This is a genomic window from Undibacterium sp. KW1 (assembly GCF_009937955.1).
Classification (GTDB): domain Bacteria; phylum Pseudomonadota; class Gammaproteobacteria; order Burkholderiales; family Burkholderiaceae_D; genus Undibacterium.
Genome location: NZ_AP018439.1, coordinates 3374506 through 3389455, shown reverse-complemented (window position 1 = coordinate 3389455; position 14950 = coordinate 3374506). Strand labels below are relative to the sequence as shown.

Annotated in this window: 16 protein-coding genes, 1 pseudogene and 1 riboswitch; of the genes and pseudogenes, 3 read left to right on the top strand and 14 right to left on the bottom strand. The window is 50.4% G+C overall.

Translation table 11 applies throughout. The annotated features are described in order from the left end of the window. Positions 1-54 precede the first annotated feature (54 nt). Positions 55-1512 (top strand): Ppx/GppA phosphatase family protein, encoded by a 1458-nt coding sequence (locus UNDKW_RS15270; protein ID WP_162059371.1) that lies wholly within the window; start codon positions 55-57, stop codon positions 1510-1512. Between the two features lie 71 nt (positions 1513-1583). Here the strand turns inward: UNDKW_RS15270 and UNDKW_RS15265 are convergent, their stop codons facing one another. The 14 genes and pseudogenes from UNDKW_RS15265 to UNDKW_RS30480 all read right to left on the bottom strand — a co-directional run bounded on the left by UNDKW_RS15265 (position 1584) and on the right by UNDKW_RS30480 (position 12493). Continuing rightward, positions 1584-2099 (bottom strand): hypothetical protein, encoded by a 516-nt coding sequence (locus UNDKW_RS15265; RefSeq protein ID WP_162059370.1) that lies wholly within the window; start codon positions 2097-2099, stop codon positions 1584-1586. A 162-nt stretch (positions 2100-2261) separates the two neighbouring features. After that, positions 2262-4406, bottom strand: coding sequence for a TonB-dependent siderophore receptor (locus UNDKW_RS15260; RefSeq protein ID WP_162059369.1), 2145 nt, complete (start codon positions 4404-4406; stop codon positions 2262-2264). A 69-nt stretch (positions 4407-4475) separates the two neighbouring features. Next, positions 4476-4574, bottom strand: a riboswitch (TPP riboswitch). A 49-nt stretch (positions 4575-4623) separates the two neighbouring features. After that, complete coding sequence (gene rarD / locus UNDKW_RS15255; protein WP_162041834.1) at positions 4624-5520, bottom strand: EamA family transporter RarD; 897 nt, start codon at positions 5518-5520, stop codon at positions 4624-4626. Between the two features lie 82 nt (positions 5521-5602). Beyond that, positions 5603-6502, bottom strand: coding sequence for a cobalamin-binding protein (locus UNDKW_RS15250; RefSeq protein WP_162059368.1), 900 nt, complete (start codon positions 6500-6502; stop codon positions 5603-5605). Next, complete coding sequence (gene panC, locus UNDKW_RS15245) at positions 6502-7341, bottom strand: pantoate--beta-alanine ligase (RefSeq protein WP_162041832.1); 840 nt, start codon at positions 7339-7341, stop codon at positions 6502-6504. Before panC ends, UNDKW_RS15250 begins: the two co-directional genes overlap by 1 nt. A 40-nt stretch (positions 7342-7381) precedes the next feature. Beyond that, positions 7382-8238, bottom strand: a pseudogene (locus UNDKW_RS15240) (ScpA family protein). A gap of 45 nt (positions 8239-8283) precedes the next feature. Next, positions 8284-8493 (bottom strand): DUF3460 family protein, encoded by a 210-nt coding sequence (locus tag UNDKW_RS15235; RefSeq protein WP_162059367.1) that lies wholly within the window; start codon positions 8491-8493, stop codon positions 8284-8286. A gap of 105 nt (positions 8494-8598) precedes the next feature. Further along, positions 8599-9180 (bottom strand): TIGR00730 family Rossman fold protein, encoded by a 582-nt coding sequence (locus UNDKW_RS15230; RefSeq protein WP_162059366.1) that lies wholly within the window; start codon positions 9178-9180, stop codon positions 8599-8601. Continuing rightward, complete coding sequence (locus tag UNDKW_RS15225; RefSeq protein ID WP_162059365.1) at positions 9177-9848, bottom strand: TetR/AcrR family transcriptional regulator; 672 nt, start codon at positions 9846-9848, stop codon at positions 9177-9179. Before UNDKW_RS15225 ends, UNDKW_RS15230 begins: the two co-directional genes overlap by 4 nt. 62 nt (positions 9849-9910) lie before the next feature. Beyond that, positions 9911-10429 (bottom strand): RDD family protein, encoded by a 519-nt coding sequence (locus UNDKW_RS15220; RefSeq protein WP_232062986.1) that lies wholly within the window; start codon positions 10427-10429, stop codon positions 9911-9913. Positions 10430-10433: 4 nt separating this feature from the next. After that, positions 10434-11138, bottom strand: coding sequence for a DUF3106 domain-containing protein (locus tag UNDKW_RS15215; RefSeq protein WP_162059364.1), 705 nt, complete (start codon positions 11136-11138; stop codon positions 10434-10436). Between the two features lie 2 nt (positions 11139-11140). Then, entirely contained in the window at positions 11141-11557 is a 417-nt protein-coding gene (locus UNDKW_RS15210; protein ID WP_162059363.1) for a DUF3619 family protein, read from the bottom strand. Then, entirely contained in the window at positions 11554-12123 is a 570-nt protein-coding gene (locus UNDKW_RS15205) for an RNA polymerase sigma factor (protein WP_162059362.1), read from the bottom strand. The genes UNDKW_RS15210 and UNDKW_RS15205 overlap by 4 nt, the downstream gene beginning before the upstream one ends. Before the next feature lie 76 nt (positions 12124-12199). Next, positions 12200-12493 carry a hypothetical protein gene (locus tag UNDKW_RS30480; RefSeq protein WP_232062985.1) on the bottom strand — a complete coding sequence of 98 codons (294 nt, stop codon included), beginning with the start codon at positions 12491-12493 and terminating at the stop codon, positions 12200-12202. Between the two features lie 207 nt (positions 12494-12700). Here UNDKW_RS30480 and UNDKW_RS15200 point away from each other — a divergent pair, with 207 nt between their 5' ends. Beyond that, complete coding sequence (locus UNDKW_RS15200; RefSeq protein WP_162041824.1) at positions 12701-14416, top strand: acetolactate synthase 3 catalytic subunit; 1716 nt, start codon at positions 12701-12703, stop codon at positions 14414-14416. Further along, entirely contained in the window at positions 14416-14907 is a 492-nt protein-coding gene (ilvN, locus tag UNDKW_RS15195) for an acetolactate synthase small subunit (protein ID WP_162059361.1), read from the top strand. The genes UNDKW_RS15200 and ilvN overlap by 1 nt, the downstream gene beginning before the upstream one ends. Positions 14908-14950: the final 43 nt, after the last annotated feature.

Genomic DNA, 14950 nt, shown 5'->3' with positions numbered 1-14950 from the left:
TTTTCTGTACGTTTTTTTGATTGTCATATTCACATTCAGTAAAGGATAGAAAGCATGCTGGCCGCCGTTGATCTGGGTTCCAACAGTTTTCGCATGCACATTGCCCGGCATGAAGGCGATGTCATCAAAGTCATCAAAAGCGCGCGCGACCCGATACGTCTTGCAGCAGGCCTGGATAAAAACGGCAATCTGACGCCAGAGGCCATGCAAAAAGCGATTAACTGCCTGGCGCGCTTTCGTGAAATCCTGAATGCCTATCCGGTAGAAAACTTGCGGGTAGTCGCCACCAACACCATACGCATCGCAAAAAATGCGGCGCAATTATTGCCACTGGCAGAGGCCGCCATAGGCTGTCCTATCGAGGTTATTTCAGGTGAAGAAGAGGGGCGTCTGATTTATATCGGCGTATCAAATGCGGTGGCGATACCTGGTGAGCGTCGTTTGGTGCTGGATATCGGTGGTGGTTCAACTGAAGTGATACTTGGCCATGGTCATGAGATACTCAGAGTGGAATCCTTCAGCATAGGGACAGTCAAGCACAGCGCCAGCTTCTTCCCGGATGGGCGTTTGACGGATGCCGCATTTGATGCCGCCATCCTGTCAGCCCGCTCGATGTTTGAAGATGCCGCACCACCTTATCAGCCACAACACTGGCGCAAGGCTTATGGCTCATCAGGTACCATGCGGGCGATTTCTGATGCGATCAGCAAAGGTGGGCTCGGCGATGGCACCTTGACCTTGAAAAGCCTGAATGCACTTAAACAATATTGTGTGCAATGCGGGCAGATAGATCAACTGGAGTTAAGTGGCATCAAACCAGAACGTGTTGCCATGGTAGTAGGTGGGCTGGCCATACTGATAGGCCTCATGACAGAATTTAATATCAGTGTCCTGCTGCCCATAGAAGCCGGATTGCGCATGGGTGTGATGTGGGATTTGTATTTGCGCGCCACCAAGCGTGACCGCCGTGAAGTTGCAGTACAGTCTTTTGCCAATTTGTTCCGTACCGATATGTCGCGGGCGAACCGGGTGGCGGACATGGTGAAGTCCTTGTATCTGCAATTGAAACCTGCTGGCGACACCTATGTGCGCTTATTGCAATGGAGTGCGACCCTGCATGAAGTCGGCATGGCGATCTCGCATACCGGTTATCATAAGCATGGCGCTTACATGATAGAGAATGCCGACATGGCAGGCTTTACTACGCGAGAGCAGCGGGTGATGAGCAAGCTTATCCTCAGTCAGAAAGGCAATCTGCGCAAGGTTGGTGATGGCCTGGCTGACCAGGATTTTGCCAAGGCGGTGCTGGCATTGCGTCTGGCAGTGATGCTCATGCATTCACGCGCAGAAATTGATTTTGAAGATGTGCGCCTGAAAATGAAGGGCAGGGTTGAGCTTGAGATGAAACGCGACTGGGTCAGTGTCCACCCCACAGTCGCTTACTGGCTGCAAAAAGAAATTGAAGCCTGGCGTGAGATAGGCATAGATTTTCTGGTCAGGGCGAACGTGTAATTTTCCTGCGTACTGCTTACCACTCCTTGCCTCACGAATTGTATCTGGCAAGCTGGGGTAAGCAAATGCAATCAAATGCAATCCGCCACCATGATGGACCTGAACACGCGACCCAGGCGCTTGCCTGATTTGTTATAGGCCTCGAAAAGTATCGTGCCACCAAATTTGTTGGCTTTACTGCCTGCACCACCGACCATATCGTAATAATGCACCTTGCTCACTTCCTTTAGGGGGAATGAAACGAGCGGCTTTTGTCCGGCATACGGGTCCTGCTGCAATTTATGGATATGAATGAGGGCGGTCTCTGCTTCATTGAGCTTGCCAAAGGCCGCTGAGTACGGATCTGTCTCATAGTCCATTGCAGGTGATATCAGATATTCTTTCATCTTGATGTCTTGATTGGCGGGTTTGCCGTCAATTTTCCCTGCCAGCTTGCCATCTGCCAGCTTGTCTATCTGTATTTCAAACTGGTGCTTGCCATTCCCAAAGTCGGAAAAATTGGCGCGGCATTTCAATACTTCTTCCGCGCTTGCAAGACTGGCGAGCAGACTGCCTGCGATCACAAAAATATACTTGAAGGTATTCATCATGTCCTTACTCATAGGTTTGCCTGAATGCGGGCTATAAGGATGACATATTCTCTATCTAATGCCACGTATAGACTGAAAAGTATTAAATGGCAGTACTGCGGGCAATAAAAAAGCGATGCCAGATAAGCTGGCATCGCTTTTTGAATGGATCGGGCAGTATCAGAAATCAAATTGCGCTGACACTTTATAAGTGCGCGGCGCCCCAGGGAATAAATAACCACCCAGGGATTGTGTCACATCGCGCCAGTAAAACTTGTCCAGTGCATTATCGATGTTAAAACGCAGGGTGGCGGCGGTATTGCCGATTTGCGTCGCATAGCGTGCGCCCAGATTGACGACGTGATAGCCAGGCACGGTAACGCTATTGTCCGGACTGAAGGCCTTGCTGCTGGCGTATTGCCAGCTCGCATTCACATTCAAACCCTTGACTTCAGCTATCGCATAATCTGCATAGACTGTCGATTTGAAGCGCGGCACATTCATGACACGCTTGTCATCGAGGCTGCTGATGCCGGTGTTTTGCTGTTTGGCGTCCAGTGCAGTGATGCTTGCACCCAGATTCAGTTGCGATGTCAGCTTGCCCTGGGCAGAGAGCTCCAAACCAGTATGCAGTGCCTCACCATTGCTGACATAGGTATTGCTGCTATTGGTATATTCCAGTGGCTTCTTGATGCGGAAGATGGCTGCAGACAGGCTCAGATCGCGTTGCACATCGGCCTTCACACCAAATTCAATTTGTGTGGATTTGCCGGGGTTCAGCATCTGGCTGGCATTGCTGGTGCCGAATGGCGCGATGCCGCCGTGTTCCAGCCCCTGGGCAAAGCTGCCATATACAGAAATTTGTTGTGCTGGCTTGAAAACCAGTGCTGCCGTCGAGAGGAATTTGTTCTGGTCATAGCCAGGATTATCAAGCTGGGTGCGCGAGGTATTCAGATGACGCAGGCCCAGATGCAGTTTCAGATTGTCTTGCAGACTGATAATGTCCTGTACAAATGCGGACCATTCCTTGTCAGTACGACGCAGCAAAACCGGGCCGGTTTTATTTGCAGATGGCATTACGCTGACAGGGTGGAACAAATTACTGCTGCCCGCATAGTCATACACATAATCACCAAAATAATCTTTACGCTGTGAATTGCTGAGGCCAACAGCCAGCTCGTGCTGCATGCCACCCACATTGAGTTTGCCATTCAACAGGGCTTGTGTGCCCCACAGTGATTTGGATTCATTCACGCTTTGGTAATCATACACATCATAGCCGCCATTCGCGCAATAGCCTGGATACAGATTGGCTGCGCCACAACCATAAGGGAAGGCGGTATAGTCATCTCGCTTGAATTCATGTTTGTTGGCAGAGACACTGGCGCGCCAGTCAGCATTGATCTGATACTCAAAACGCATGCCCAGATTGCTGTTGCGGGTATCTACCGGTCTTGCCCACGGCTGAGCATTGAGCATCAGGTCAGCAGGGACACCACGTGGTAAATCAGTGCCATTAAATAATTGAAAACCTGGTACCGACAATTGCGATTTGTGCTGGTAGTCAGCATCGATTTGCAACAGGGCTTGTGGTGTGATGTGCCAGTCAAATGCAGCAGAAACGAACTGGCGGTTACCGTCAGCCCCTTTGACATAAGAGCGTAGGCGCTCGCCCGCTGCATTGATGCGGAAGCCAAATTGCTTGTCGCTGGAATTGTCACTGATGTCCGCTGCGCCATATACAGTGCCACGCTCGCTGATTTCAAATGTGGCAGAGCGAACGGCATAGCTGGCAGGGCGCTTGGTCACATAATTGATGATGCCACCTGGCGTGCCAAAGCCAGCCTGGAAGCCAGCTATTCCCTTGAGTATTTCTACACGTTCCTTGTTTTCCAATGGAATGGAAGCGTCACCGGGAATGGCAAAGCCGTCTTTGCGGTAGCTGCTGGAATTATCCAGGGCAAAACCACGTATGGAGAATTGCTCGGCATAGCCAATGGCGTTATACGCATCATTGACACTGGCGTCATATTTCATCGCATCGGTAGTCTGGCGTATGCGCAGGTCTTGCATCTGTGCCGTGCTAAAGGCATTGACTGAGTTAGGCGTATCCAGCAGTGCCGCATCAATAAAACCGGTGACTTTGCTGCGCTCTACCTTGTTTTCTGTGCCTTTGCTGCCAGTGATGGTCACTTCAGGCAGGGATTTGTCGTTTCCTGCGTTGCTCTGGGCATACGCAGATGACAGCAACAGGCAAGCCTGGGCAATCGAGAAGGCAATGGCGGTGGGGCGTAAAAAGTATGGGCGTACAGTAAAATCAGACATGATGTGCTCTTGGTTTGCTTTTTAATGCGTTGTGGATGACAGCGCGGGAGCAAACAAAGAAGCAGGAGGGGCCGGGACTTTGCGCTTCCCTTCGCTGGCATTATCCAGATCAGGTATAAGGGACTCTCTCACCCGGAAATGTTATTTCCAGGACCCCTAGCGTAGGCCGCAGTTTAACACGAAACCATTTATATAGCCTTTTTGCGGCAATTGGCGCTTAGCTGCCTTGTTTTGCTTCTATTTTGACAGTGCGGAAATTGCGCCACAAACCTTCTGCCGAATAGACAAACAGTGCTGCCCAAATGGCGATAAAGCCCGCCAGTTTATTGTGGTCGAAAGGTTCATGATATAGCCAGACGCCGAGCAATAACTGCACCAGCGGCGAGATGTATTGCAGCAATCCCAGTGTCGTCATCGGTATGCGCCTGGCGCCAGCAGCAAACAATAATAAGGGAATGGCAGTGATAGGGCCACTGATGAGCAGCAGCATTTTGATGTCCACGCTGCTGGCGACGAAGCTGTTTTGTCCTTGCAAAGTCATCCAGCATAGCCAGCCAAAGGCAAATGGGAAGAGCAGGGCGGTTTCCAATGACAAGCCTTCCAGTGCGCCCAGGGCAGAAGTCTTGCGCAGCAAGCCGTAAGTGCCAAAAGTTGCTGCCAGCACCAGGCCTATCCATGGCAGATGGCCTGTCTGTATGGTCAGCCAGGCAACGCCAACAGCAGCTAGCGCTACTGACAGCCATTGACCTGGACGCAGTTTCTCACGCAGCAAGACTGAGCCTATGAGGATATTGACGAGAGGCGTGATGAAATAACCCAGGCTGGCATCAACGATATGACCATGATTGACAGCCCAGATATACACAAACCAGTTGGCCGATAAAAGTACTGCGCTAAGTGCAAAGCCGCCTATCAGTTTTGGTTGCCTGACGGCTGTGCTGACCCAGGCCCATTGCTTGCGCCAGGTCAGCACACCAACCAGGAATAGCAATGACCATAGCATGCGGTTCAGCAGGATTTCCAGCGCAGGGACGTCGTGCAGGGTCTTGAAATAAATAGGGAACAGGCCCCAGAGGAAATACGCGGAGCCTGCAAACAAAATACCTTGGCGCATGAGTAGCAATCAATCTGTAAGGCTTGCGGCAGCAAGCGAGACAAACATTATCGCTTGAATAGAAATTGTTTGCTGCCAGCGCCTATTTGCTTCTTGCTGTGGCCAGGTGTTTGCATAGTGCTTCTGTACCATCGAGTATGCGTGGCCCGGCGCGATTCAGCCAGTCACCTTTGACTGTGTAGAAGTTGTTTTTCTTTACGGCTGTCAGTATCGGGTATTGCTTCCAGTCTGCCATGCTGTCGATATTTTCACCGCTGCTGAAGATGACATCAGGGTTCGCCGCCAGCACTGCTTCATTGGTGATGGTGGAGCTTAACTCTTTGAGCTGGCCAAACACATTTTTGCCGCCGCACAGACGTATGGAGTCAGACACCATATGCGTGTCATTGATGGTCATTAAAGGCCTGCGTATCATTTGATAATACACGCTGACCGGCGCTGCCCCTGCTGGCAATTGATAAGTCTTGCGCAGATTGTCGAGACGCTGCCTGAATTTTTGGGCATTGGCTTTACCAGTACTTTCAGTGCCAGCCAGTGTCGCCAGTCTTTCTATCGAAGTTGCCACCATTTCAAAATTATGGGGCTCACTTTCAAACACTGTAATGTGGTTGCTGCGCAATTTATTGGCCAGGATTTTTGCATTACCCGTACCCCAGACGATGACCAGATCTGGCTTGAGGGAGAGCAGACGCTCCAGGTCCAGTGCAAAAATATTACCTATCGATGGCAGTTTTTTCGCAGCCTCGGGATAGTCACTGTAATCAGTCACTGCGATGATGTTATTTGCCGCGCCTGCCTCGAACAGCATCTCAGTGATATGCGGTGCCAGGCTGACGACGCGTTGCGCAGGTTTTTCTAGCGTGACTGGGCGTTGTGCATCATCCAGTACCGTGATGGCAGCATACGAACTGGTTGATGCAAGACTCCCAGTCAGGCAGGCTGCAAGTGCAAGGCTGCCTGTTAGCAATTGAAAACGACGCATCAGATTTCCAGATTGTCGATCAGGCGTGTGCCACCCAGTTTGGCGGCAGCGACTACCACCAGCGGTGATTGCTGGGCGAGATCGCCAGCAGATGGTGGTTGCAAGTCGGCGCGTTTGCGTATCGAGATGTAATCCGGTTTCCAGTTGCGTGTCGCCAGTTTTGCCATGGCCTGACGTTCGAGTTCAAACATATCCAGATGGCCGCCACGTACTTCTGCTGCGACTTCATTCAAGACTTTATACAAGGCAGGTGCCTCGGCGCGTTCTTCGGGTGACAGATACATATTGCGCGAAGATAGTGCCAGGCCATCTTCTGCCCTGAAAGTTTCGGCGGCGATGATTTCTGTCGGCAAGGCAAATTGTTTGCTCATATTGCGCACGATCATGAGCTGCTGATAATCTTTTTTACCAAAGACGGCAACGCGTGGCTGCACGCAAGAGAACAGCTTTAGTACAACGGTGGTGACACCAGTGAAAAATCCAGGGCGGAATTCACCTTCGAGGATATTGCCCAGATCATCCGGTGGGCGCACGCGGTATTCTTGCGGTTCTGGATACAAGTCTTTTTCAGTCGGTGCAAACAGGACATACACGCCTTCTTTTTCCAGCTTCTCGACGTCAGCCTGGAAAGTGCGTGGGTATTTGTCGAAATCTTCATTCGGGCCAAACTGCAGGCGGTTCACGAAAATCGAGGCGACTACAGGGTCGCCATGTTTTTTTGCCAGCCGCATCAGGGATAAATGCCCTTCATGCAAATTGCCCATGGTGGGTACAAATGCAGTACGCAATTGTCCACTTAACTGGTCGCGCAATTCTTCAATGGAGGAAATGATTTTCATGTTACGGCTCTTTAGTGAGGAATGGTTTTTGTTCTTGCCATCAGGCAGGCGAATAGGCCAGGCGCACATAAATAGGCGCAAAGGCTTCAGCCTGGGTGATTTCTATCAGGGTTTCTTTGGCCAGTTCAAGCAAGGCGACAAAATTCACGACCAGCACTGGCGCACCACGGCTGACGTCAAACAAATCTGAAAATTCAACAAACTTGGATGACTGCAGCTTGCGCAAGATACCCGTCATGTGCTCGCGCACAGACAGTTCTTCGCGGCTGATCTTATGGTGGGCGACAAGCGTAGCGCGCTTCAATACATCTGCCCAGGCAGACTGCAGGTCAGCGATATCGACATGCGGCCAGTGCAGCACGGTGTTTTGTTCGACAAACACCTGGGCATGCAAAAAATCACGGCCCAGTTGTGGTACGGCATTGAGATCGTAAGCAGCCAGCTTCATCTGTTCATATTCGAGCAGGCGGCGTACCAGTTCGGCGCGCGGATCATCTGCTTCTTCGCTGTCTGTGCTCTTGTTGGAGGGCAGCAGCATGCGGGATTTGATCTCGATGAGCATGGCCGCCATCAGCAGGTACTCGGCCGCCAGTTCCAGATTGTGTTTGCGTATCTGATCGACGTACTGCAGATACTGCAGTGTGACTTGCGCCATTGGAATATCAAGGATATTGAAGTTTTGCTTGCGTATCAGGTACAGCAGCAAATCCAGCGGGCCTTCAAATGCCTCCAGGAATATTTCCAGCGCGTCGGGGGGATGTACAGATCTGTCGGCAGCTTGAACAGCGGCTCACCATACAGCTTGGCAAATGCCAGACCATCGACAACATCAGGCGTGCTGTCGGTTGCGCCAACCAAGGGTAAATCGGTTGGGGTTAACGCTGCTGTGGCGCTCACTAGCTTTCCGGATTGATCAGAGTATCAAGGCAGGCTGTATTAGCCTTAGCCTTTGTTTTGATACACGTAGGCTTGCTGGTTAATGCGCGATTCCAGATTGCGTTTTTGCGTATCCAGATCTATCGCTTGCTTGTCCCACAGCAGGGCACGGCCATCGCGCTGGCTTTGTTCCAGCGCAGGATTGGCTTTTTTCAGGTCTTTGATGAAGTTGGTTGCTTCGGATTCGTACAAAGAGAATTGCTTGGAGAATTTCATAATTTGAAATAAACACGAAAAGTCGGATGAAGCCGCATTTTACTCTGCTTTTGGCCTCGCCATGCGGTTTTGGCCCTTGAGTAAAGCTTCAGGCGTGCAGAGAAATCAAAGGTCTTTGACTTCCAGCCATTTTTTCACGTGCACTGGGCGATAGTTGGCAAACTTCTGCAAGAGCCGGGCTGGGTCGGTTTCCATATAAAGCAAGTCCAGGTGGCCAGGCCGCAAGAAGCCCTGTTCTACCGTGTGCAAGAGAAAATCATGCAGTTTTTGGTAAAAATCATTGATATTATATAAACCAACAGGTTTTTCATGAAAACCCAGTTGAGACCAAGTCAGCATTTCAAATAATTCTTCGAGTGTGCCTATGCCGCCAGGCATGGCGATGAAGGCATCCGACAAATCGGCCATCATGGCCTTGCGTTCATGCATATTGGCAACGACATACAGGGAGCTCAGGCCAGTATGGCCAACTTCTTTATCCATCAGCGCTTTAGGGATGACACCCGTGACTATGCCGCCCAGGCGCATGACTTCATCGGCAATGACACCCATGAGGCCAACATTGCCACCGCCATACACCAGGCCAAGGTTTTGCCTGACCAGTTCAGCAGCCAGTTGGCGTGCTGCAATGGCATAGTCTGCCGTAATGCCTGGCGAAGAGCCGCAATAGACGCAAATATTCTTCATGCTGGATTGATCTTGCGCAAATAGTCTTGCGACAGTTTCTCAAAGACGTTCTTGGTTTCGCCACGCAGGTAAGGGCTGATCAGCACAATCACCTGGTAGCAGCCACGTGCCAGCGACTCTGACATGGTTTGCAGTTCAGTATATTTGCGCGGATTGCGCACATATTCATACGACAGCCAGTAAGTTGCGACAACCACCATATTGGTGGCCAGTGCATCGATATCGATGTCGCTGGCTTCAAACTCACCATCGGCGCGCAAGCCATTGCACAATTCGGTCGCGACCTTGATCTTGTGCATCAGTATTTCTTTGAAGTTGAGTTCGAGCTTGCGGTTTCTGGAGAGCAAGTCATTGAGGTCGCGATAAAAAAAGCGATAGCGCCAGACCAGTTCAAAGGTCAGGTGCAGGTAAGTCCAGATATCCTGGATATTGGCTTTGCGCCCTTCAGGGAACGCGAGCTTCTTGTTGATCTCTGCCTCGAACTGCACAAAGATAGAATTGACGATATCATCTTTGTTGCGGAAATGATAATACAGATTGCCCGGGGAAATATTCATTTCCTCAGCAATCACGGTCGTGGTGATATTGGGTTCACCGAATTCATTGAAAAGGCGCAGGGATAACTCTAGTATGCGTTCCCTGGTGCGACGAGGAGCTTTGTGTTGCATGTCATTCTTCTCGATAATTTATTTCATAAGAATAACATTGAAAGCGCAACATCAAAAGAGTATCAGGTCCCTGACTGCGCTTTCAGCTCAATTTCTGAGGGAATATGGATCAATCTGGTCTTGGCCAGACGGTCATGCAAGAACTGGCCTTGCTTGTCGAAACGGGCGGTGTATGCCCAGGCCAGCATGCCAGCGATGACCACGCCAGCCATTTGCCACTCTTTGAGGCCTAGTTGATGGTCCAGTGCCATGGCGGGCAAAAACCACATCCATGCCAGGCAGTAGCGCACAATGGCCTTGACTACGGGGAGTTTGCTGCCATCCAGATCAACCACCTTGATGCGCCAGGTCTGCATGGCCAGAGTTTGGCCGCTGCGGCTCCAGCAAAATACGAAATATGCACCAATGACAAGAAACAGCCAGAACTGACGGGCATGACGTAAAGTCAGGGCATGCCTGCTCTGGGTGATCACATCAAAGATAAAGCCGGAGACAAAAACGATACCAAACAGCAGCATGGCTTCATAGACCATGCAAATCAGGCGGCGGCGTATGGCTGGGGCAGTCAGATCAGAATTCACGGGATTACTTGTTTTGGGACGCAGGTGCGCTGGCAGCAGTGCTATCGGTAGCGGTAGATGCCGGTGTGGCAATGACAGATGAAGCGACTGGAGCTGCAATCACTGTTGCAGGCGGTGTAATTACTTTAACTGCTGGCGCTGATGTGGTGGACGGCGTCGGGCCTACCTTGATTGGGGCCAGAATTTTCGGATTCTTGACAGATTCCGATGGCAGATTGGTCACACTTTTCTTTTTCTGGTTTTCATCTGCGAGGCGTTTTTTTTCTTCTTCACTCAGCTGTTGATATTGTTGCCATTGGGCCGACTTGTGCTCAGGCTTGAGTTGCGTTGATTTTGCATAGTTTTCGCGGGCAGCCATGCGTTGCTCAGGGGTCAGTTTGACCCAGTCGCGCATGCGCTCTTGCAGCCTGGCTTGCTCGTCCGGCTTCATCGTTGCGTAACGATCGGCGATACCCAGCCATTTTTTCTTACCGAGTTCTGACATCTTGTCCCATTCCGGACTCAATGGTGCCAAAGCCTGTTTCTGTGCGGCACTGAGTTCTGTCCACAGCGGTTTGCTCAAAGTGCTGCCACCCAGCAGGCCAGTGCTGGCTTTAGCTGTGCTTTGTGGATTGGACGCAGGAACAGAAATACCGCCAGCAAAAGCCAGCGGTATTGCAAGAGACAGAATAATGAGACAAACAGTATTCGGTATTAACGCAAACGTCACTACTACTCCTCCGTTTTGTTCAAATAAGCACTGAACCCGGTATCAACATAGGCGGCTGGCGGTAATTCATCCACCAGGACGGCAGTATCAATATCTGCCAGTTCATTAATGTTTTGCTGTTGCTCGTATTCATAAATGCCCAGCAAGCCGACAACCAGCACCAGCAAAGGCAGAGCCAGGCCCAGTTTGCCCATCCAGGAACCTGGTCCCTGGAAAGAAAAGCCAGAGTTGCCAGCGAATACGCCCTTGAATACCTGTACTGCCGCAGGCGCTTCCTGCTTTTTGCGTGCCAAAGCCGCCTTGCGTGCTTGCGCCAACCTGTCCAGAGTAGGAGCAGGCAGGCTTTCTGCAGACTCATTCAGAGCCCGTCTTACCTTGTAGGCAAACTCAAGGTCTTTTGCTTCTTTTGAGTAATTCATAGGTGTATTCCTTTCGCCTTGAGCGTGACGGCCAATGCGTGTGTTGCCCTGGAGCAGTGTGTTTTGACGCTACCTTCTGAGCAACCCATTGCAGCGGCGGTTTCCGCTACATCCATGTCTTCCCAGTAACGCATGAGGAATGCTTCCCGTTGACGTGCTGGAAGTTTTTTTATTTCTTCGTCAATTATGTTAAGAACTTGCTCACGTTCTATCTTGTCGGCACTGGACTCGGATGATTCCGAGCCTTCTTCAGCATAACTTTCCAGTAAGTCAAAACTATCGTCGTCCTGGTTATTTGACGGCGTAATGCTGGAAAACAAGCTGACCCAGGTGTTTCTGACCTTTTCCCGACGAAAAAAATCCAGGATAGTGTTTTGCAGTATGCGCTGGAACAGCATGGGCAATTCTGCCGCCGGTTTGTCGCCGTATTTTTCGGCGAGCTTGATCATTGCTTCCTGGACAATGTCCAGAGCAGACTCTTCATTTCTTACCGTATAGACAGCATGTTTGAAAGCGCGTCGTTCGACACCTTCCAAAAAGCTGGATAATTCTTTGTCTGTGGCCATTGTTGGCAGTTACGCGCTTTACGTTCGCTTTGCGTTGAGTTACGTTGTTAAAGCAGGCGCGGCTTCCTCATTGTCGTTACGCGTTGGCTTTGATCAATGGCGTTGAGCTAAAGAAGCTGGCTATGCAAAATTGCGCACATGCTAGCAAAAATACGTGCTTATGTCCTGAATTTTGTGGTTTATTGTCATTTGATAACATTTTAACGGTAAATAAGTTTCTTTTCTTATAGAATTTTCCTTGACCAAATTGCTGCGACGCAGTACCTTGTGAGTCCGCTCCAAAATCTCGGGGCACAAAATACTTGTCTGTAACAGCCCACAATGCCGTTGTCGACAAGTTTGCTTTAAGTAGCTGTTTGTTCTGACCCATGCCACAAGCGTGAGAAGTCTGTCGTTGTAAAGCCTTAATACTGATTGAACGAGTGCACTAAGCCTTGCCTGGCACCACATCCAACGGATGTGTAAAGGGGAATGTGACCGCACGTAAAGGGATTTCAGCTTTCCGGTATTTACATGTCGATTTCGCCAGGAAAGAACATCCGATCAATCTCCTATGGACCTTGAAAGGACACAATTTATGAGTTCAGAATTTACAGGCGCAGAGATACTTGTCAAGTGTCTGGCCGAAGAGGGTGTTGAGCACGTATTCGGATATCCGGGCGGTGCCGTACTCTATATCTATGACGCGATTTTCAATCAGGACAAGTTTCAACACATCCTGGTGCGTCACGAGCAGGCTGCAGTACATGCTGCTGATGCTTATTCCCGTTCCTCCAATAAAGTAGGCGTGGCCTTGGTCACTTCCGGACCTGGCGTTACCAATGCGGTAACCGGCCTGGCAACTGCTTATATGGATTCGATTCCCATGGTGATCATTTCAGGTCAGGTGCCCAGTGCCGTTATCGGCCAGGATGCTTTCCAGGAATGTGACACCGTTGGCATTACCCGTCCTTGCGTCAAGCATAATTTTTTGGTGAAAGACGTCAGGGACCTGGCCGAGACCGTCAAAAAAGCATTCTATATAGCAACGACAGGTCGTCCTGGCCCTGTGCTGGTTGATATCCCTAAAGATATCAGCATGCACAAAACTACCTATAGCTACCCTAAAGAAGTCGAAATGCGCTCTTACAAGCCAGTCGACAAAGGGCATGCAGGTCAAATTCGCAAGGCTGTGCAATTGCTGTTGCAGGCTGAGCGTCCCATGATTTATACCGGTGGCGGCGTGATACTCGCGCATGCGGCGCCGGAATTGAACAAGCTGGTCGATTTGCTGGGCTTCCCATGTACCAATACCCTGATGGGTCTGGGTGCTTATCGTGCCAGTGATGAAAAATTCGTCGGTATGCCAGGCATGCATGGTACTTACGAAGCCAATATGGCCATGCAGCACTGTGACGTGCTGATCGCCATTGGCGCCCGTTTTGATGACCGCGTGATTGGCAATCCCAAGCATTTTGCCTCGCATCCACGCAAGATCATTCATATTGATATTGATCCATCGTCGATTTCCAAGCGCGTCAAGGTTGATATTCCTATCGTAGGTAATGTCAAAGACGTGTTGCAGGAAATGCTGTCGCAACTGAGTACGGTTGAGACACGTCCTGATCCCAAGGCACTGGCCGCCTGGTGGAAGCAGGTCAATGAATGGCGTGGTCGTGAATGCCTGAAATACCCGACTTCGAATGAAGTCATCAAGCCACAGTCCGTGGTTGAAAAAGTTTGGGAAGTCACCAAGGGCGATGCCTTTGTGACCTCAGACGTAGGCCAGCATCAGATGTGGGCAGCACAATACTATCGCTTCGACAAACCACGTCGCTGGATCAATTCCGGTGGTCTGGGTACCATGGGCGTAGGTTTGCCGTATGCCATGGGTGTGCAGATGGCCAACCCTGATGCGACTGTTGCCTGTATCACTGGCGAAGCCTCGATACAGATGTGTATACAAGAGCTGGCAACCTGCAAGCAATATCACCTGACACCAAAAATTATCTTGTTGAACAACCGTTTCCTTGGCATGGTCAGGCAGTGGCAGCAGATTGATTATGGTTCACGTTATTCCGAGTCTTATATGGACTCTTTGCCTGATTTCACCAAGCTGGTGGAAGCCTATGGTCACGTCGGCATGAAGATAGAAAACCCGGCAGACGTCGATGGCGCCGTGCGTGAAGCCTTTGCCATGAAAGACAGGCTGGTATTCATGAATTTCATTACTGATCAAACCGAAAATGTCTGGCCTATGGTCAAGGCAGGCAAGGGCTTGACTGAAATGTTGCTGGGTTCGGAGGATCTGTAATGAGACATATTATTTCCATCCTTCTTGAGAATGAAGCCGGTGCCTTGTCACGCGTGGTAGGTCTGTTTTCTGCCCGTGGTTACAATATTGAAACCCTGACCGTTGCACCGACTGAAGATGCGACCCTGTCGCGTATGACCATCGTGACCTCCGGCTCTGACGACATCATCGAACAGATCACCAAGCATTTGAACCGCCTGATTGAGGTGGTCAAGGTGGTTGATCTGACCGAGGGCGCGCACATAGAACGCGAACTGATGCTGATCAAGGTAAGAGCGGTCGGCAAGGAGCGCGAAGAAATGAAGCGCACCGCAGATATTTTCCGTGGCCGCATCATCGACGTCACCGAAAAGACCTACACCATAGAATTGACCGGTAATAAAGGTAAATTGGATGCTTTCATCGATTCAATCGACCGCACGGCAATTCTGGAAACGGTACGTACCGGTGGTTCAGGCATAGGGCGCGGCGAACGCATCCTCAAGGTTTAAAAATAGTTTCGGGCATACGCCATCCTCTACAAAAATACTTAAT